Origin of the sequence: Streptomyces sp. NPDC047028 (genome assembly GCF_040644095.1) — a bacterium.
Classification (GTDB): Bacteria; Actinomycetota; Actinomycetes; order Streptomycetales; family Streptomycetaceae; genus Streptomyces.
This window is the reverse complement of the sequence record NZ_JBEYVS010000001.1, coordinates 321,149-340,108: the sequence shown is the minus strand read 5'-3', so window position 1 is coordinate 340,108 and position 18,960 is coordinate 321,149. Positions and strand designations below refer to the sequence as shown.

The 18,960-nt window shown below is 73.2% G+C and carries 13 protein-coding genes and 1 riboswitch; of the genes, 7 read left to right on the top strand and 6 right to left on the bottom strand.

From position 1 onward, the window contains the following. Positions 1-162 precede the first annotated feature (162 nt). The 3 genes from ABZ854_RS01575 to ABZ854_RS01565 all read right to left on the bottom strand — a co-directional run bounded on the left by ABZ854_RS01575 (position 163) and on the right by ABZ854_RS01565 (position 5,190). A complete protein-coding gene (locus ABZ854_RS01575; protein WP_361202509.1) occupies positions 163-1,383 on the bottom strand; it encodes a VWA domain-containing protein in 1,221 nt (406 codons plus the stop codon). Positions 1,384-1,540: 157 nt separating this feature from the next. Beyond that, a complete protein-coding gene (locus tag ABZ854_RS01570) occupies positions 1,541-3,994 on the bottom strand; it encodes a DUF5682 family protein (RefSeq protein WP_361202507.1) in 2,454 nt (817 codons plus the stop codon). Then, positions 3,991-5,190 carry an AAA family ATPase gene (locus ABZ854_RS01565; RefSeq protein WP_361202505.1) on the bottom strand — a complete coding sequence of 400 codons (1,200 nt, stop codon included), beginning with the start codon at positions 5,188-5,190 and terminating at the stop codon, positions 3,991-3,993. The genes ABZ854_RS01570 and ABZ854_RS01565 overlap by 4 nt, the downstream gene beginning before the upstream one ends. A 132-nt stretch (positions 5,191-5,322) precedes the next feature. On the opposite strand from ABZ854_RS01565, the gene ABZ854_RS01560 reads away from it, so the two are divergent. Both ABZ854_RS01560 and ABZ854_RS01555 read left to right on the top strand, forming a co-directional pair. Then, on the top strand, positions 5,323-6,675 hold the full coding sequence (locus tag ABZ854_RS01560; protein WP_361202503.1) for an SWIM zinc finger family protein: 1,353 nt from the start codon (positions 5,323-5,325) through the stop codon (positions 6,673-6,675). Positions 6,676-6,860: 185 nt separating this feature from the next. After that, the gene (locus ABZ854_RS01555) at positions 6,861-8,495 is read left to right on the top strand and encodes a DUF5691 domain-containing protein (RefSeq protein WP_361202501.1); all 1,635 of its coding nucleotides are present in this window, start codon (positions 6,861-6,863) and stop codon (positions 8,493-8,495) included. Positions 8,496-8,605: 110 nt separating this feature from the next. On the opposite strand, the gene ABZ854_RS01550 is transcribed toward ABZ854_RS01555, so the two are convergent. Further along, positions 8,606-9,022: a cobalamin B12-binding domain-containing protein gene (locus tag ABZ854_RS01550; RefSeq protein ID WP_129307316.1), complete on the bottom strand. Its 417-nt coding sequence runs from the start codon at positions 9,020-9,022 to the stop codon at positions 8,606-8,608. Positions 9,023-9,256: 234 nt separating this feature from the next. Between ABZ854_RS01550 and ABZ854_RS01545 the strand changes: the two genes are divergently transcribed. Further along, entirely contained in the window at positions 9,257-10,108 is an 852-nt protein-coding gene (locus tag ABZ854_RS01545) for an alpha/beta fold hydrolase (protein ID WP_361202499.1), read from the top strand. Positions 10,109-10,328: 220 nt separating this feature from the next. Next, a complete protein-coding gene (locus tag ABZ854_RS01540) occupies positions 10,329-11,879 on the top strand; it encodes a M23 family metallopeptidase (protein ID WP_361202497.1) in 1,551 nt (516 codons plus the stop codon). A gap of 42 nt (positions 11,880-11,921) precedes the next feature. Here the strand turns inward: ABZ854_RS01540 and pcrA are convergent, their stop codons facing one another. Continuing rightward, entirely contained in the window at positions 11,922-14,402 is a 2,481-nt protein-coding gene (pcrA, locus tag ABZ854_RS01535) for a DNA helicase PcrA (RefSeq protein ID WP_361202495.1), read from the bottom strand. 283 nt (positions 14,403-14,685) lie between these two features. After that, positions 14,686-14,858, top strand: a riboswitch (cyclic di-AMP (ydaO/yuaA leader). Positions 14,859-14,865: 7 nt separating this feature from the next. On the opposite strand from pcrA, the gene ABZ854_RS01530 reads away from it, so the two are divergent. Then, positions 14,866-16,098, top strand: a complete 1,233-nt coding sequence (locus tag ABZ854_RS01530; protein WP_361202493.1) for a C40 family peptidase — start codon at positions 14,866-14,868, stop codon at positions 16,096-16,098. Positions 16,099-16,210: 112 nt separating this feature from the next. Further along, positions 16,211-17,179, top strand: a complete 969-nt coding sequence (locus tag ABZ854_RS01525; RefSeq protein WP_361202491.1) for a tellurite resistance/C4-dicarboxylate transporter family protein — start codon at positions 16,211-16,213, stop codon at positions 17,177-17,179. Positions 17,180-17,239: 60 nt separating this feature from the next. Here the strand turns inward: ABZ854_RS01525 and ABZ854_RS01520 are convergent, their stop codons facing one another. Beyond that, positions 17,240-17,593: a hypothetical protein gene (locus ABZ854_RS01520; RefSeq protein ID WP_361202489.1), complete on the bottom strand. Its 354-nt coding sequence runs from the start codon at positions 17,591-17,593 to the stop codon at positions 17,240-17,242. Between the two features lie 287 nt (positions 17,594-17,880). Between ABZ854_RS01520 and ABZ854_RS01515 the strand changes: the two genes are divergently transcribed. Further along, positions 17,881-18,945: an NlpC/P60 family protein gene (locus tag ABZ854_RS01515; protein WP_361202792.1), complete on the top strand. Its 1,065-nt coding sequence runs from the start codon at positions 17,881-17,883 to the stop codon at positions 18,943-18,945. The last annotated feature ends 15 nt before the right edge of the window (positions 18,946-18,960 follow it).

The following is an 18,960-nucleotide window of genomic DNA, read 5'->3' as shown; positions in this document are numbered from 1 at the left end:
CCGACCGAGGGAGAGCAGGATCCTCGCACGGCCCGCCCGCGGTAGCGCAAGCCCCGTGTTACCGATGGGTAGTCATGTCCCTTTTGCAGCCTCTTTCCGGCGCCATTTCGTGGTCCGGCGGCATTTCGTGGTCTGACGGCTCACAACGTGCCCGGTCCGGCGTCACGCCGTGTCCGGTATCGGCAGCGGCCGCTTCCCGATCGCCGCCGCCATCACCTCCGGGAACAGGTCCGGCGTGCAGGCGAAGGCCGGCGCCCCGAGCGCGGCGAGCGCCGCCGCGTGCTCCCGGTCGTAGGCGGGCGCGCCCTCGTCCGAGAGCGCGAGGAGCGCCACGAACTGCACCCCGGACGCCTTCATGGCCGCGACCCGCTTGAGCATCTCGTCGCGTATGCCGCCCTCGTACAGGTCGCTGATCAGCACGACCACCGTCTCGGCGGGCCGGCTGATGTGCGCCTGGCAGTAGGTGAGGGCCCGGTTGATGTCGGTGCCACCGCCGAGCTGGGTGCCGAACAGGACGTCGACGGGGTCGTCCAGCTGGTCGGTGAGGTCCACGACCGCCGTGTCGAAGACGACCAGCCGGGTGTCGATCGACCGCATGGAGGCGAGCACCGCCCCGAACACGGACGCGTAGACCACGGACGCCGCCATCGACCCCGACTGGTCGATGCAGAGGACGACCTCCTTCTTCACGGACTGCGCCGCCCGCCCGTACCCGACGAGCCGTTCCGGCACGATCGTGCGGTACTCGGGCAGGTAGTGCTTGAGGTTGGCCGCGATCGTGCGGTTCCAGTCGATGTCGTGGTGGCGCGGCCGGCTGACCCGCGCGCTGCGGTCGAGGGCGCCGGTGAGGGTGGCCCGGGTGCGGGTGGCGAGCCGCTTCTCCAGGTCCTCGACCACCTTGCGGACGACGGCCCGCGCCGTCTCCTTGGTCGTCTCCGGCATCGCCTTGTTCAGCGACAGCAGCGTGCCCACCAGGTGAACGTCGGCCTCCACGGCCTCCAGCATCTCCGGCTCCAGCAGGAGGGAGGCGAGCCCCAGCCGGTCGATGGCGTCCCGCTGCATGACCTGGACGACGGAGGAGGGGAAGTAGGTGCGGATGTCGCCGAGCCAGCGGGCCACGGAGGGTGCCGACGCGCCGAGTCCCGCCGACCGGTCGCGCCCCGGCTGCGATCGGTCGCCGCCCTTGCCGTAGAGCGCGGCGAGGGTGGCGTCCATCGCGGCGTCCCGCCCGGACAGCGCGCATCCGGTGCCGTCGGCCTGGTCCCCGCCGAGCACGAGCCGCCAGCGCCTGAGCCGCTCCCGCGCGGGGTCGGTCGCCTGGGTGGGGGCGGTTCCGGTGGTTCCGGAGGTTGCCTCGGTTCCCACGGCTGCGTCGGTCGTCATCCGCGTGCCTCCTCGCACGGCAGCTCGCGCCGCTCCCGGCGCTCCCAGAGGGGGATCACCGGAACGGTCGTCCGGCGGCCTTCCGTCCAGAGCCCCGGCGCCGGCCCGGCGCCCCCCTCCCGCGCCCTCTCCCTCTGAGCCGTCAGCGTGTCCGTTGTCATGGCGTCACTCCCACCAGGTCCTGGCCTGCGTCCTCGTCCTCGTCCTCGTCCGCGTTCTCGTCCGCGTCGTCGAGCCCCAGCAGCAGCCGTAGGACGGGCAGTACGGCGTCGGCGCGACCGGCGTCCGGGTCGGGGGCGAAACCGGGGGGCGGGGAGTTGGTGGCCGCCCCGCCCGGCCGCTCCCCCGGACCGCGCCGGACCAGTTCGCCGAGGGTTCTGCGCACGCCCGGCTCGTACGCCGAGAAGGTGCGCCTGAGCAGCGGCAGTACGTCCGTGAACGCCTCCACCGGCACGCCCGTCAGCCAGGTGTCGACCAGGCCGAGCAGTCGCTGGTCGTGGACGAGGAGCATGCCGCCCCCGCCGCCGACGAAGCCCTCGATCCAGGCGGCCCCGTCGGCCGGCGGTGTCCCCCGGGACAGGACCAGGCCCATCAGTCGTGCGGCCTCGTCGGGCCCGAGTTCGCCCTCGTCCAGCAGCAGGCGCACGGCCCGGCCCCGGAGCCCCCCCGGCACGGTGTCCCTCAGCGTCAGGTTGCGCAGCACCGCACGCCAGCGACCACGCAGGCCCGGAGGGCCGACGGAGCCGGCGGAGCCCTCGTAGCGGCCGGAGTCGTCGGAACGGCCCGAGTCGTCGGAACGATCGGAGTCCGCCCGGCCGTCTCCGTCTCCGTGGGGGCCGGTCTCCGACAGGAGCCCCACCGCCGTGTGAACCGCGTCCACATGGCCGCGCATCTCCTCCGCCGCGTCCACGTCCAGCGTGGCGCAGGCCGGCGGGAGGCCGACGAAGACGCGCTCGGCGAGGCCCGCCGCGAGGTCGGCGAGGGCGTGGGTGTCGGTGCCGCGTACGTCGCCGTACCGCAGGGAGCGGACCAGGGCGGGCAGGGCCTGGGCGAGCCGGCCGACGTCCGCGTCCAGTGCCGCCCGGTCCGCGAGCGCCTGGAGGACCACGGGCAGCGCCTCCGGCAGCCCGGCGAGCAGGCAGTGCTCGGCGAGCGCGGTGACGTCGGCGAGGGTCTTCGCCGCCGTCGCGTCCGCCTCGGCCCGGGCGGTGGCCGCGGCCAGCACGGTCGTCCCCCACACCCCCGCCTCGGCGACCCGCACCGACAGCTCGGGCTCCCAGCGCAGCCGCCAGGTCTCCCGGAAGGTGCCCGTACTCCCCCGCGACTCGGCCGGCTCCCCCCAGCCGACGCCGAGCAGCCGCAGCCGGTGCAGGAGTCCGCTCCGGCCGGCGTCGGTGTCCTTGCGCAGGTCGAGTTCCAGCTCCCGCTCCAGCGCCTCCGGCTTGAGCCGCAGCCGGCGCTGCTCCCGGGCCAAGTCGCGCTGCAGCGGCACCGCCGGCGAGGCCTCCGGGACCTCGCCCAGCACGTCACCCACCACGAGCCGGTCGTGCACCAGCGCCAGCGGCACGTCCGAGCCGTCGCACATCACCGCACGCACGGCGTCCGTGGTCTCCCCCAGGCCCGGCACCGGGCGCCCGCGCATCGCGGCCAGGGTCTCGGCGAGCCGGACCGCCTCGATGACATGCGCGGAGGACACGATGCGCCCCTCCTCGCGCAGCAGGCCCCCCACGTTCGTCAGCCACCGGGCGACGGGCCGGTCCGGCGACCGGAACAGATGCCCGTACCAGCCGGGCGACTCGATCCCGGCGCCGTACCCGCTCGTGCGGGCCAGCCTGCGGTGCGTCCACGGCACCCACGTCAGGTCCGCCTTGACCTTGGGCAGGCCCTTCAGCAGGGCGCGGTCGGCGGCGAGGGTGGTCTTCTGCCGCAGGGCCGGCACGTGCCAGGCACCGCAGACCACGGCCACCGCGTCCCCGCAGTCCCGCCGGGCCGCGCGCACCTGGAGCCGCATCTGCGCCTCACGCGCCAGGTCCCGAGGGCGCCCCCCGACGCCGTACCGCTCCCGCAGCGCGGCCATGGCCTCCGCCAGAGCGGCGAACGGTGCGAACGGGTCTCCCTTCCCGGCCCCCCGGTGCTCGACGGCGTCCTCCCACCACCGCTCGGGATCGTCGTACCCGGCGGTCTCGGCCAGTACGGCCAAGGGGTCGATCCGGACCTGGTCCTCGGCCCCCTCCGCCGGCTCCTCGCCCGGCCCCTCCCAGGCCAGGGTGTGTGCGGCCGGGAGGTCGACGAAGCGGGCCGGGACCCGGTGTTCCAGGGCCCAGCGGATCGCCACCCACTCGGGGCTGAACTCGGCGAACGGCCAGAAGGCCGAGCGGCCGGGCTCGTCCACCGCGTGGGCGAGCAGCGCCACCGGGGGCCGCATGCCGGGGTCGGCCGCCAGCGGGACGAGCGCGTCGGCCTCGGGCGGCCCCTCGATCAGGACGACGCCGGGCCGGGCGGCGTCCAGGGCGGCCCGCACCGCGCGGGCCGAGCCGGGCCCATGGTGCCGTACGCCGAGGAGCAGCGGCCCCGCGTCGAACGCCCCTGGCCGGACGGAGTCGTCGGTCATACGCTCACCTCCCGGCAGGCTCGGTAGAAGTCCTTCCAGCCGTCGCGCTCGCGGACGACCGTCTCCAGGTACTCCTGCCAGATCACCCGGTCGGCCGCCGGGTCGCGGACCACGGCGCCGAGGATGCCGGCGGCGACGTCCCCCGGGCGCATCACGCCGTCGCCGAAGTGGGCGGCCAGGGCAAGGCCGTTGGTGACCACGGAGATCGCCTCCGCGGTGGAGAGCGTGCCGCTGGGCGACTTCAGCTTCGTACGGCCGTCGGCGGTGACGCCGTCGCGCAGTTCGCGGAAGACGGTCACCACGCGCTGGATCTCCTCGATGCCGTCGGGTGCGGCGGGCAGGTCGAGGGAGCGGCCGATCTGGTCGACACGCCGGGTGACGATGTCGACCTCGGCGTCGGCGCTCTCCGGCAGGGGCAGCACGACGGTGTTGAAGCGGCGGCGCAGGGCGCTGGAGAGGTCGTTGACGCCGCGGTCGCGGTCGTTGGCGGTGGCGATGAGGTTGAAGCCGCGGACCGCCTGCACCTCCTGGCCCAGTTCCGGTATCGGCAGGGTCTTCTCGGACAGGATCGTGATCAGCGTGTCCTGGACGTCGGCCGGGATGCGGGTCAGTTCCTCGACGCGGGCGGTCATGCCTTCGGCCATGGCGCGCATGACAGGGCTGGGCACGAGGGCGTCGCGGCTGGGTCCGTGCGCGAGGAGCCGCGCGTAGTTCCAGCCGTAGCGGATCGCCTCTTCCGGCGTTCCGGCGGTGCCCTGGACGAGCAGCGTGGAGTCGCCGCTGACGGCCGCCGCCAGGTGTTCCGACACCCATGTCTTGGCGGTGCCGGGGACGCCGAGCAGGAGCAGGGCGCGGTCGGTGGCGAGTGTGGTCACCGCGACCTCGACGATGCGGCGCGGGCCCACGTACTTCGGTGTGATCACCGTGCCGTCCGGGAGGGTGCCGCCGAGCAGGTAGGTCGCCACCGCCCAGGGCGACAGCTTCCAGCGGGCCGGGCGCGGGCGGTCGTCCTGGGCGGCCAGCGCGGTGAGTTCGGCGGCGAAGGCGTGCTCGGCGTGCGGCCGCAGCGTGGACCCACCCGGCACTCCGGACGCCGGCTCCACGGAGTTCGGGTCTCCGGACACGGAGTTCGGGTCGACTGACGCGAGGTCGACGGACTTCGGGTCTACGGACGTCGGTTCCACGGACACAGTCATGGCTGAGGCCCCCTCCAGCTCGGCCGGTTCGGATCTGGTGTCCACCGTGCACCACGCCACTGACAATCGCTCTGACCTGCACAAACGAGCGCGCCGGGGTGATTGTCAGTGGTGGGATCTACCGTCGTTGGCATGACTGAGCACGGGGTGCGCTGGACCACGGAGCAGGTGCTGGCACTGGCGCCTGACGCCGCGTCACGCAGGGCGGGGAGCAAGCTGGGCGCCGCCGGGCCGTGGTCCGGGGCCGGCGGCAGCGGCGAGGGCACGGTGTGGGGGCTGTGCAAGGGCAGCGGCAGCAGGCCGTACCAGACGGTGGTGGACCTCGCGGACGCCGCAGGGCCCGCGTACAAGTGCAATTGCCCGAGCCGGAAGTTCCCGTGCAAGCACGCGCTCGGGCTGCTGCTGTTGTGGGCGGGCGGCGCCGAGGCGGTGCCGGTGGCGGAGCAGGCGCCGGACTGGGCCGAGCAGTGGCTGACGGGGAGACGCGAGCGCGCACAGGCCACACAGGGGGTAAGCGAGACAAGTTTCCCGGCCGCTGGCCCCGAGGCGGCGCGGCGCCGGGCGGAGCGGCGGGCCGAGCGGGTCACGGCAGGGGCGACCGAACTGGAGCAGCGCCTGGCCGACCTGCTGCGCGGCGGCCTGGCCGCGGCGGAGCAGGCCGGATACGGGCTGTGGGAGGAGACGGCGGCCCGCATGGTCGATGCGCAGGCGCCCGGACTCGCCTCGCGAGTACGGGGCTTGGGGTCCGTACCCGGCTCCGGGCCGGGCTGGCCGGTGCGACTGCTGGAGGAGTGCGCGCTGGTGCACCTCCTCGACCAGGGGTGGCTGCGCCGCGACCGGCTCCCGGCCGGCCTCGCGGCCACGGTCCGCTCCCGCGTCGGCGTACCGGCCCAGGCCGACGGCCCTCCGGTGCGCGACCGCTGGCTGGTCCTCGCCCAGTACGACACGGCCGACCCGAAACTGACGACGCGCCGGATCTGGCTGTTCGGCGCCGAGTCCGGTCACACTCGGCTGCTCCTCTCCTACGGCGCGGCCGGCCGGGCACCCGAACTGTCCCTGCCGGTCGGCCTGGCCCTGGAAGCCGAGCTGTCCGTGTTCCCCGGCGCCGGCCAGTCCCGGGCGGCCCTGGGCGAGCGGTTCGCCGCGCCCGCACCGGTTGCCGTACGCCCGCCGGGGCTGAGCCCGGCCGAGGCGGCGGCCCGCTACGGCGAGGCGCTGGGCGGGGATCCGTGGCTGGAGTCGGTGCCGGTCACCCTGGCCTCGGTCATACCGACCCCGGACGGCGAGACCTGGCAACTCGCCGACCCCGCCACCGAGTCGGCGCTCCCGCTCACCCCGGCCGCCCGCAGCCGCCCCGGTCTGTGGCGCCTGGTCGCCCTGTCCGGAGGTGGCCCGGTCACGGTCTTCGGAGAGTGCGGCCACCACGGCTTCACCCCACTGACGGCCTGGCCCGAGGGCCCCGGCGAACCGGTGACGCTGTGCTGAGGGCGTGACCTCAGCGGGACTCCGTGGCGTTGTCGCCGGGGCCGAGGACCACACCCTGTTCGGTTCGCCTCCGCTGAACCCCATCCGCTTGACCACATCCGACAGAAGGGAACCACATGGGCGGCACCTCGGCAGTCGTACGGAACCCGGCGCTCGTGACACCGGCGGGCGCCCCGGAACCTCGCATGTCACCGGATGACCCACACGCTCCGGCGGCGGCCCCGCCGGCCGCTTTCGCCTCCGCCGCCTGGGAAGACCTCGTCACCAGCGCGCTCCTCGGCACCGACCGGCGGCCGCCCGGGCGGGCCGGCGGCGGACGGGCGGCGCCCGTTGCACTGCTGGACGCCGCCGCCGTGGCGACCGTACGACGGCGGGCCGGGCTGCGGGCCGGACGGGCCGCGCGCCGCCCGGAACCCGCGCCCGCGGACCCGCGCCCGGCACTGCCCGGCGCGGCCGCGCGACGCCTGGCGCTGTTGCTCGCCGACCGGGCCGGGGGCGCGGGCGGCGGCCGCCGGGGCAGTTCACCGGACCTCATGGAGCTGTTGCCGCAGTGGCTCGCGGCAGCCAACGCACGCGGCTACGCGGCGCCTCCGCAGACGCTGCCCGCACTGCTCGACGCCGCACGCGGGCGAACCGACCTGCGCCCGGCGGCGCTGGCGTTCGCGGGCCCGCGGGCGTTGTGGCTGGCCCACCTGAACCCGGACTGGCGGTTCGCGCTGCGGGCCGCGCCGGGCGGCGGCTCGGCCCTGCCCGATCCCGCGGACGGTGAGGAGGTGCGGCGCCTGTGGGAGGAGGGGCTGTTCGCCGAGCGGGTCACGCTGCTCACCGCACTGCGGGCGCGTACACCCTCCGCGGCGCGGGAGTTGCTGACGTCGACCTGGCCGACGGAGCGGGCGGAGGACCGGCTGATGTTCCTCGATTCGCTGCGCACGGGGCTGGCCGCCGAGGACGAGCCGTTCCTGGAACAGGCCCTCAGCGACCGCAGCCGGAACGTCCGGGCGACGGCGGCCGAACTGCTGTCCGCCCTGCCGGACTCGGCGCTCGCCGCGCGGATGGCGGTGCGGGCCGCTGCCTGTGTCGCCGTCGACCGCACCGGCGAGCGGCCCGGACTCGTCGTCGAGGCGCCGCACGAGTGCGACCCGGGCATGGAGCGGGACGGCATCGTGGCCAAGCCCCCCACGGGACGCGGGGAACGGTCCTGGTGGCTGGGCCAGCTGGTGGAAGCGGCCCCGCTCAGCGCCTGGCCGGACCGGCTCGGCGGCCGTACACCGGAGCAGATCGTGGCCCTGCCGGTCGCCGACGACTGGCAGGGCGAGCTGCACGCGGCCTGGTGCCGGGCGGCGGTACGGCAGCGGGACGCGCGGTGGTCGCGGGCGCTGCTCGGGTCGCCGTCGGCTCCGGAGGCCGGTGGACCGGGCGCGGTGTCCCTGGCGGAGAGGGCCAAGTTGCTCGCCACGCTGGACTCCGCCGAACGGGCCGAGTGGGTGGCGGGATTCATCGCGACGCACGGCCTGTCGGAGGCGTTCCAGCTGCTCGGGGTGTGTGCGGTGCCGTGGGCTCCGCCGCTGGGCCGGGCGGTCGTGGACGCCCTCGACATCGCCCGGGACGCGGGCAGCTACCCGTGGAGCTTCAGCGGGGTGATGGGTCTGGCCGAGCGCTGCCTGGACACGGCGGAGGCGTCACGGCTGGACGCGCTGCTGGCGATACCCGACGAACGGGAGGACGCCTCGCCGGGGGCGGGCGGGTACTGGGCGGAGGCGTTCCAGCGGCTCGTCAGCACGTTGCGCTTGCGCTCGGCCATGGCCGAGGAGCTGGGGTGAGGGTGCGTTGACACGTGCGGTGGGCTGTGGTGGCCGGACCTGGGGGCTGCCGCCCCCAGACCCCCGCTTCGGCCTGCGGCCTCGTCCTCGAACGCCGGACGGGCTGGTCCTTACGCCCCCGCAGGCTGCCGCACGTTGCTGCGGACCCACTCCACGATGGACGCGGTCGTCGCGCCCGGGGTGAAGATCTCGGCGACGCCCTTCTCCTTCAGGGGCGGGATGTCCTCCTCCGGGATGATCCCGCCTCCGAAGACGAGGATGTCCGCGGCGTCGCGTTCCTTGAGCAGCTCGATGACGGCGGCGAACAGCGTGTTGTGGGCGCCGGAGAGGATGGACAGGCCAATGGCGTCGGCGTCCTCCTGGATGGCGGTGCCGACGATCTGTTCCGGCGTCTGGTGGAGCCCGGTGTAGATGACCTCCATGCCGGCGTCGCGCAGCGCCCGCGCGATGACCTTGGCCCCGCGATCGTGACCGTCGAGCCCCGGCTTGGCGACCACCACGCGGATCGGACCGGCTGCCACACCCATCACTGCCTCCATGAAGCGACTACAGAAGGACTACAGAAGCGACTGCTTCCGCCCGTATCGACAAGTACCGCACATTCCGGGCGGCCCGTCACCGTCGCGAAGTGAACGAACGTTATCTCCAGCATCCCGCAACCGGCAGTTTTACGGTGCGGACCGAGGGGGAAATCACATGGTGGGACATGAGGGCACACGGGGGACGGAGCCGTCCTCCCGTGCGCCGACAGGAGGTCGGCCATGAGGGTCACCGGTGCATTGCCGCTTTTCCTCCCGCTCTACCGCCGCCTGTGGCCCGGCAGACTCGCCGGTCTGTCCGTGGCCCTTCTGAAGGCCACCGCCCTGGAGGCGGCGATCCTGGCCGGTCACATGCTGCTGTACCCCACCGGTCTGCTGCAGGAGAGCCGGGCCCGCGTGCTCCCCGCGGGGGACGGTGCCGCCCGGCTGCCCGTCGAGTCCCGTCCGCCGGTCGTCCTGCTGCACGGCTTCATCGACAACCGCTCGGTCTTCGTCCTGCTGCGCCGCAGCCTCGCCCAGCAGGGCAGACAGCGCGTCGAGTCGCTCAACTACTCTCCGCTCACCTGTGACGTCCGCACCGCGGCCGAACTGCTCGGCCGGCACATCGAGGAGATCTGCGAGCGCACCGGAAGCGGCCGCGTCGACATCGTCGGCCACAGTCTGGGCGGCCTGATCGCCCGCTATTACGTGCAGTGCCTCGGCGGCGACCTGCGGGTGCGCACGCTCGTCACCCTAGGTACGCCGCACTCGGGCACCCGCGCGGTGCCGCTGGCCAACGCGCACCCGATCGTGCGGCAGATGCGCCCCGACTCGGCGGTCATCGAGGAGCTGACCAGGCCCGCGCCCGGTTGCCGTACCCGTTTCGTCGGCTTCTGGAGCGATCTGGACTCGGTGATGGACCCGCTGGACACGGCCTGCGTCGACCACCCCGACCTGATCGCGCAGAACGTCCGGGTGACCGGGATCGGCCACCTCGCCCTGCCCGTGCACCCCGCCGTCGCGGCCGGAATACGGGACGCCCTCGACGCCCCCCACCCGGCGGACCGGGTCACCGGCGGTCTGACGGTCGCCTGACGCCCCCCACAGGTGCGACACACAGGTGACGCACAGTCACCGCACATCGAACGACATTCGAACGCAAAGCCAAACTCGCGTCGGGCGTCCCCCGAAAGACGGGCGAATGCCCGTTTCAGGCCAACGCGAAACCAGCCGAAGATTGTCGCGCCCGTGTACTGCCGGGTACAGTCGCCGCACTGCTCTGGCAGCCCCTGTTGTCGAGGCGAAAGAGAAGTTGGTGAACGACCGTCACCCGTCGGGGAGCGCAACCGCCCCGGCCCCGGCTTCCGACGTCTCCGCCGCGCACTACGCGCCCTACGGCGGGCAGGAAGCCCAGTACGGCGACTTCACCACGTACGGCGATTACGCCGCCACCGGTTTTCCCGCACCGGTCACGTCCGCCACGGCCTTCGACAACGACCCCCTCTTCGGCAGCCTCCCGGGCACCGGACACGCCACCGCCGCCTACGACACCGGCCAGTGGCAGACGGACGGCACCGGCCACGCCTTCGCCCACGACCCGTACGCCGCCCAGCAGCACGCCCAGCACACCGGCTACGACTCCGGTGCCTACGACTCCGGTGCCTACGACACCACCGCCTGGACCGTCCCCGCGCAGGCCACCGGCAACGACATCAGCGGCCAGTGGGACGCGAGCGCCTGGCTCCAGCCGGACCCGGCCGCGAACGCCGACGCCACCCAGCAGTGGGCGTGGGGCACGCAGGCCTTCGACACGGGTGCGTACGACGCCACCCAGTGGAACTCCGCCGGCTCGGCGGCCGCGGAGCCCGCACCGCAGTCCGGAGAAGCGTTCGACGAACCGTTCGACCAGCAGGCCACCGCGACGTTCGCGCACGTCCCGTACGAGGAGCCCGGCGCCGGGCACGCGTACGCCGAGTCCGGTGCGACGCCGGACGGGTTCGGTGAACGCGGCGATGACGGCGGCGAGTTGACCGCCACCGGTGAGCTGCCCGCCGTACCGGACCTGCTGGACGACCAGGAAGAGGTCGTTCCCGTCCCCTCGCCCCGCGCGGGCGGTTCCCGCAGCGCCGGCCGGTCCCGTCGCCGTACGCCCCCCAAGCGGTCCGCGCTGCTGACCATCGCGGTGCCGTCGGCGTGCGTCATGGGTGTCGCCGGGATCGCGGCCGCCTCGGTCGGCAATCTCACCGACGGCGGCGCGGACACCACCGCCTCCGCCTCGGACGCGCACGCGGTGAAGCCGTCCGTCGCCAACAACAAGCTGGACACGCAGCTGCGCAGCCTCTCCGCCGGCGCCGACGACTTCGCCGACCGGGCCAGCCGCACGCAGGAGCGGATCGACCTCAAGACCCAGCAGGCGGAGGAGAAGAAGAAGGCGGCCGCCGAGGCGGCGCTCAAGGAGCGGCTGCGCCCCAAGTTCGTGCTCCCCGTCACGCAGAAGGGGCTCAGCGCCTACTTCGGCCAGGCCGGCGTCAACTGGATGTCCGTGCACACGGGCATCGACTTCCCGGTGTCGTACGGCACCACGGTGATGGCCGCCACCGACGGCGTCGTGTCCACGAAGTGGAACAGCGCCTACGGCAACATGATGATGGTGACGGCGAAGGACGGCACCCAGACCTGGTACTGCCACCTCTCGCACTACCGGGTCGCGCCCGGTACGACGGTCAAGGCCGGCGAGCCGATCGCCTACTCCGGCAACTCGGGCAACTCCACCGGCCCGCACCTTCACTTCGAGGTGCGCCCGGGCGGCGGGGCGGCCGTCGACCCGCTGCCGTGGCTGCGCAGCCACGGCCTGGACCCGACGTAACCCACCCCGACGCCGCCACCTCTCCGGCTCCGGTGCCGGTTCCTACAGCTTCTCCACCGGTGCGTACCGCAGCAGCAGCCGCTTCGGCTTGTCGTCGCCGAAGTCGACCGTCGCCTCCGCGTTCCCGCCGGTGCCCTTGACGGCGACGACCGTACCGAGGCCGAACTGGTCGTGCGTCACCCGGTCGCCGACGGCCAGGGCGACCACCGGCTTCTCGGCGGTGCGCCGCGTCGCGAAGCCGGACGCGCCGGAGGCCGAGGACCGGGAGCGGGTCGAGGACAGCGAGGCCGCGATCCCGGACGCGGGCCCGGAGGACGTCGGCGCGGTCGCTCCCGTCCGCTTCCACTCCACGTGGGTGGCCGGGATCTCCTCCAGGAAACGGGACGGCGGGTTGTACGACGGCTGTCCCCAGGCGCTGCGCATCGCCGACCGCGTCAGGTACAGCCGCTCCCGCGCGCGCGTGATGCCGACGTACGCCAGGCGCCGCTCCTCCTCCAGTTCCTTGGCCTGGCCGAGGGCGCGCATGTGCGGGAAGACGCCGTCCTCCATGCCGGTCAGGAACACCACGGGGAACTCCAGGCCCTTGGCGGTGTGCAGGGTCATCAGCGTGATGACGCCGTCGCCGTCCTCCTCGTCGGGGATCTGGTCGGAGTCGGCGACCAGGGCGACCTGTTCCAGGAAGTCGGAGAGGGTGCCCTGCTCGTCCTCGCCGCGCTCCTGCTCGAACTCCAGGGCGACGGCCGCGAGTTCCTGGAGGTTCTCGATGCGGGTCTCGTCCTGGGGGTCGGTGGAGTTCTGCAACTCGGCCAGGTAGCCGGTGCGTTCCAGTATGGCTTCCAGGACGGTCGCCGGTCCGGCACCGGACTCGACGATCGTGCGCAGGTCTTCCATCAGGGTGTTGAACCGCTTGACCGCGTTGGCGGAGCGCGCGGCCATGCCGTACGCCTCGTCGACCCGCTTCAGCGCCTGCGGGAAGCTGATCTTCTCGCGCTGGGCGAGGGCGTCGATCATCGCCTCGGCGCGGTCGCCGATGCCCCGCTTGGGCACGTTCAGGATGCGGCGCAGGGGCACCGAGTCCTCGGGGTTGGCGAGGACCCGCAGGTAGGCCAGGACGTCCCGGACCTCCTTGCGCTCGTAGAAGCGGACGCCGCCGACGACCTTGTAGGGCAGGCCGACGCGGATGAAGATCTCCTCGAAGACACGGGACTGGGCGTTGGTGCGGTAGAAGACGGCGACGTCTCCCGCGCGCGCGTCGCCCGCGTCGGTGAGGCGGTCTATCTCCTCGGCGACGAACTGCGCCTCGTCGTGCTCGGTGTCGGCGACGTAGCCGGTGATCCGCGCGCCCGTGCCGGCGTTGGTCCACAGGTTCTTCGGGCGGCGGGACTCGTTGCGCTCGATGACCGCGTTGGCGGCGGAGAGGATGGTCTGCGTGGAGCGGTAGTTCTGCTCCAGCAGGATCGTCGTCGCGTCCGGGTAGTCCTCCTCGAACTGGAGGATGTTGCGGATGGTCGCGCCGCGGAAGGCGTAGATCGACTGGTCGGCGTCGCCCACCACGCAGAGCTCGGCGGGCGGGAGGTCGTCCGGTCCGGGCGGTACGTCCTCGTCGTGCGCGCCGGTGCCGACCAGTTCCCGCACGAGCGCGTACTGCGCGTGGTTGGTGTCCTGGTACTCGTCCACCAGGACGTGCCGGAAGCGGCGGCGGTAGTGCTCGGCGACGTCCGGGAAGGCGCGCAGCAGGTTGACCGTGGTCATGATCAGGTCGTCGAAGTCGAGCGCGTTGGCCTCGCGCAGCCGCGACTGGTACAGGGCGTACGCCTGGGCGAGGGTCTTCTCGAAGCCGTCGGTGGCCTGGGCGGCGAAGTCCTCCTCGTCGATCAGCTCGTTCTTCAGGTTGCTGATCTTGGCGCTGAAGGACTTGGGCGGGAAGCGCTTGGGATCGAGGTCCAGGTCACGGCAGACCAGGGCCATCAGGCGCTTGCTGTCGGCGGCGTCGTAGATCGAGAACGAGGAAGTGAAGCCGAGCTTCTTCGACTCCCGGCGCAGGATGCGCACGCACGCGCTGTGGAAGGTCATCACCCACATCGCGTTCGCGCGGGGACCCACGAGGTGCTCGACGCGCTCCTTCATCTCGCCGGCGGCCTTGTTGGTGAAGGTGATCGCGAGGATCTGGCCCGGGTGCACGTGCCGCTCGGCGAGCAGGTGCGCGATGCGGTGGGTGAGCACACGGGTCTTACCGGAGCCGGCGCCGGCGACGATGAGCAGGGGCGAGCCGGCGTGCACGACCGCGGCGCGCTGGTTGTCGTTCAGCCCCTCCAGCAGCGCGGCGGTGTCGATGGCGGGGCGCGGGGCGCCGTCGCGGTAGTACGTGTCCCGGTCCGGGGGTACGTCGAACTCCCCGCCGAACAGATCGCCCGGAAGCGGCTCCGGAGCGTGATCGTCCTCGGGCGGTGGCGGGGGTTCCTCCTCGCGCCCGCGGGGGGGCTGGAGGGCCGCCAGGAAGCTGTCGTCAAAGAGGCTGCTCATCGCTCTCCGAGTCTAGGGCGCCCCACTGACAGCCGGTCGCCGACCCGGGAACATGGCCGGATTCCCGAAGAGTTGATCTACCCGCCTCGCGGGCCGTCCATTCCCTCACGCTGCGAAAGTGCCTGCTGGACGGTGTGTGACCGCCGCGCGGGGCAAGCGCGTTCATCCTTCGAGGTAACGAAAATGTATCGGACATATCACGCATCGACCTTCACAGAAGTCACACGAGTTGGCTAGGTTGCGTTCGGGCCGCACGACCCCTTCCGGTGAACCTCGCCGGTCCGGGCGGCCCCCGCCGAGTCCGGCAGCCCCCGTGCAGCGGGGCCCGGAGCCGGGGACCCACCGATCCTGGGGTGAATCGCCCTGTCCCGTCCGGGCCAGGGCCGTAGGGCAGCCTTCCGAACCATCCGCCCGAACCCGACAGCTAACCCGGTAGGCGGCACATTGGAAGGAGTCGCCACCCTTGGCGTCGCACCGCAAGCCGCGCCCCGCGGGGGCGCGCGGAGCAGGTCTCCGCACCCCCGCACTCGCCACCGCCGCGCTCACCTCCGTGGCCGTGCTGTCCCAGACGGCCGACGCCGCGCCCGCCGCCTCCGACGACGGCAGGCCGAGCCGGGAGGAGATCGAGAAGAAGGTCGACGACCTGTACCGGCACGCCGAGTCGGCGACCGAGAAGTACGCGGAGAGGCAAGCGGAGAAATACGCCGAGAAGTACGCCGGGACGTACGACGCGCCGAAGTACAACGCGGCCAGGGAGCGTGACGGCCGGCAGCGCAGCAGCCTCGACGCGCTGCGCGAGGAGGTGGCCCGGCGCTCGGGCCGCCTCAACAAGCCCCGCGCGGACCAGGTTTCGCCCGCCGGAGCCTCCGCGACCGTCCGGAGGCGGCTGGACGCCACCCCCGCGGCCGACTCGCCGGCCACGTCGCAGAACGACCTCCGGACCGCCAAGTCCGCCGTCCAGCACAAGCTCGCCACCGCGCGCGGGATGCTGATCCGACTGACCGAACAGGGGGCGGTGCGGCCGGCGGCAGCCGAACGTCACGGCTGGCAGGACACCCCTGACCGGCCGTCCAAGCCGACACCGCAACGAACGCACTGGCAGGACCCCGGCCCGGCGCCGACCCCACAGCCCGACACGACGACACCGAGTGGAATGTCGGGGCCGGTGGAGTCCGGCGGGTTGCCCGGGGTCGTCGAGTCGGCAGGGTCGCCCGGGGTGGCCGCGGCCGACGGGTTGCCCGGGTCGGTGCAGTCGGCGTCCGGCGGGTTGCCCGGGGTCGTCGAGTCGGGTGGCTCTCTTGGGCCGGGGGGATGGGCCGGGTCGGGCGGGTCGCGTGTCACCAAGGCCGAGAAGGCGCTCGCCTTCGCCCGCGCGCAGATCGGCAAGCCGTGCGTGTGGGGTGCGTCGGGGCCGGGCTCGTACGACTGCTCCGGCCTCACCCAGGCCGCCTGGAAGGCCGCCGGAGTCGCGCTGCCCCGCGCCACCCGCGACCAGGTCCACGCGGGCAGGACCGTCACCCTGGCCGAAGCCCGCCCCGGTGACCTGGTCTTCTTCCACGGCGACGCCGGCCACGTGGGCCTCTGGCTGGGCGACGGAATGATGATCCACGCCCCCAAACCCGGCACGTACGTCCGCGAGGAGTCGGTCCACCACGGCGGCGAATCCATGATCCACAGCGTGGTCCGACCGGCCTGACGGACGCGGCTACGGCGCCGTACCGTTCCTTTTCCCGGCCGCGCCGGACTTTTCGGCCGCCACGCGCGCGTGCCCCGCGCCCACGGCTCGCGCCGCTCCCTAGCATCGGCGCATGCCCGCTCTTTCCGCCCTGCTCGTCTGGTGGGCGTCGCGGCCGCCCGCCGCCGGGGCCGCCGTGATGGCGACCGGCATCCTGTCGGTGGCGCTGCACCTGACGGGCCGCGAGACGCTGTCGCTCGTCGTGCTCGCCATGGCCTGCGTCGGCTGGGTGGCCCTGGCCGCCGACTTCGTCCTACGGCTGCTCCGGGAGCGCCGGCGCTGGGTGGCCGAGGCGGAGACGCCGGGCGCTCTGACGGCCGTGGCGGCGACGACGGTGCTGGGGTCCCGGTTCGCGGCGCTCGGCTGGCCGGACCTCTCCAACGCGCTGCTGGCCCTGGCGGCGCTGCTCTGGCCCGTGCTGCTCGTGCTCGTCGTACGGCACTGGGGGCGGCGCATGCCGGGCGCGGTGTTCCTGTGCTGCGTGGCCACCGAGGGGCTCGCCGTCCTGTCCGCCACGATGGCGGCGGCGGAGACGGCGGCGTGGCTCGCGCGCGTGGGCCTGGTGTTCTTCTGGCTGGGCCTGGCCCTCTACGCGCTGGCCCTGACCCACTTCGACCCCCGGCAGTTGGCGCAGGGCGCCGGGGACCACTGGATCTCGGCCGGGGCGCTCGCCATCTCCGCGCTGGCCGGGGCGAAGCTGCTGGTCGCCGACAGCGCGCGCCTGTATCTGTGGAACAACGACGACCGCGATGTCCTGCGGACCGTGACGGTCGTGCTGCTCGCCATCGTCCTGGCCGCGTGGCTCGTCCTGATCGTCTGCGAGGTGGTCTGGCCTCGGTTCCACTACGACATGCGGCGGTGGTCGACGGTGTTCCCGCTGGGGATGACGGCGGCGGCGACTCTGTCGGCCTCGTCCGCCGTCGGCATCCCGTGGCTGAAAGATCTGGGCCGGGTGCTGGTGTGGGTGGCGGCGGCGGCCTGGCTCGTGGTCGCCACCGGCGCGGTGTTCGCGGCCCGCGAGGGGATCAGGAGGGAACGCTGACGACGCCCGGAACGCTCAGGGAGCGCTCCGGGTCACCACCTCCGGGTCACCACGTCGAGGTCACGACCACAGCACCGCGATGAAGATGTTCGCCATGGTCAGCCCGCCGACGAGGGCGAACAGGCCCTTGTCGATCCGTTCCTCGTCGCGCTTGACGTAGACCAGCCCGAGGATCACGATCAGCACGGCCAGCTTCACGCCCATCTTGACGGCGTTGACGTGGTGGTCTTCGGCCTGGTTGAGGCCGATCAGGGCCACGCCGGTGACCAGCATGGTCAGAGCGCCGTGCAGCATCCCGGGGACGAACCGGGCTGTGCCCTGGCCCATCGCCTTCATCTGGGTGAGGAAACCGCCGAGGAGCGCGGCGATGCCGATGATGTGCAGGCCGACGAAGAGATGGATGAGTACGTCCATGAGCCCGGAGCCTAATCAGGGGGCTCCGGGCCACTTGTCACCGGCCCCTCCCACCCGACCCATAGCACCGCAGGGCTCCCGCTCGCCCCAGGTCGGTCGCTTCGGTCAGCACGCTGTGTGAAGGGGACCACTCCAGTCACGCCATGCGGTCACATGCGGTCACCCGGCGGTCCAGGACAGCCAGTTCCGTACACGCGTTACCAAGCCGTCACCATTCGGCCTAGCGTCCTGCTCCAGATGACCGGGCCTCGGTCGTCCCAGCCGTACGGAAGGACGTGACGGTCCAGGTGGCAGCGCACCGCAAGCCCCGACAGCGCTCGCTCAGCGGCACGACGGTCCGGACGGCCGCCACCATAGCCCTGGCGGGCGCGGCCACCGCGACGGCGTTCGACGGGACCGGGCAGGCCGCGCCGCAGCTGACACCGGCGCAGGTGAAGACCAAGGTGGACAAGCTGTACCGGGAGGCGGAGACCGCCACCGAGAAGTACGACGGGGCCAAGGAGCAGGCCGACAAGGCCCAGCGGCGGCTGAGCTCGCTGCAGGACGAGTCCGCCCGCCGCCGGCTGAAGCTGAACTCGGCGCAGGAGGCGCTGGGTCTGGTCGCGGCCGCCCAGTACCGCGACGGCGGCATCGACCCCGCCTGGCAGCTCGCGCTGTCGAGCGATCCGGACCGGTACCTGGACAACGCCTCGTTCGCGGAGCGCGCCGGCCATCGGCAGGCCGGGCAGGTGGCCCGAGTGCGCCGGCAGTTGAGGGAGATCGAGCAGTTGCGGGGCGCCGCCCGAGTCGAACTGACCTCGCTCCGGTCGCGGCAGGCCGAACTGAAGCGGCAGAAGGAGACCATCAACGGCAAGCTGGACGAGGCCCGGCGGCTGCTGGCGCGGCTCAGCCCGCAGCAGCGGGCGCAGGTCACCGGCGCCGGCGCGGAGACCGACCGCGCTTCCCGGTCCGCGGCGGACGCCCGGACCGTCCTGGAGGGGGCCGGTTCCGCCACCGCCCCGAACTCCCGTGCCGCGGCGGCCGTCGCCTACGCCTACAGCAAGCTCGGCAGCCCCTATGTGTGGGGCGCGACCGGCCCCGACGCCTTCGACTGCTCGGGACTGGCGCAGGCCGCCTACCGCTCGGCCGGTGTCTCCCTCCCCCGCACCACCTACGCCCAGATCGACGCGGGCCGCCGCGTCTCCCGCTCCGAACTTCAGCCGGGGGACCTGGTGTTCTTCTACTCCGGCATCAGCCACGTCGGGATCTACGTCGGCAACGGCCAGATGATCCACGCGCCGAACCCCTCGGCCCCGGTCCGGCTGGCCCCGATCGACCTGATGCCGTTCGCGGGGGCGACCCGGGTGGCGTGAGGGGTGGCCCGTGAG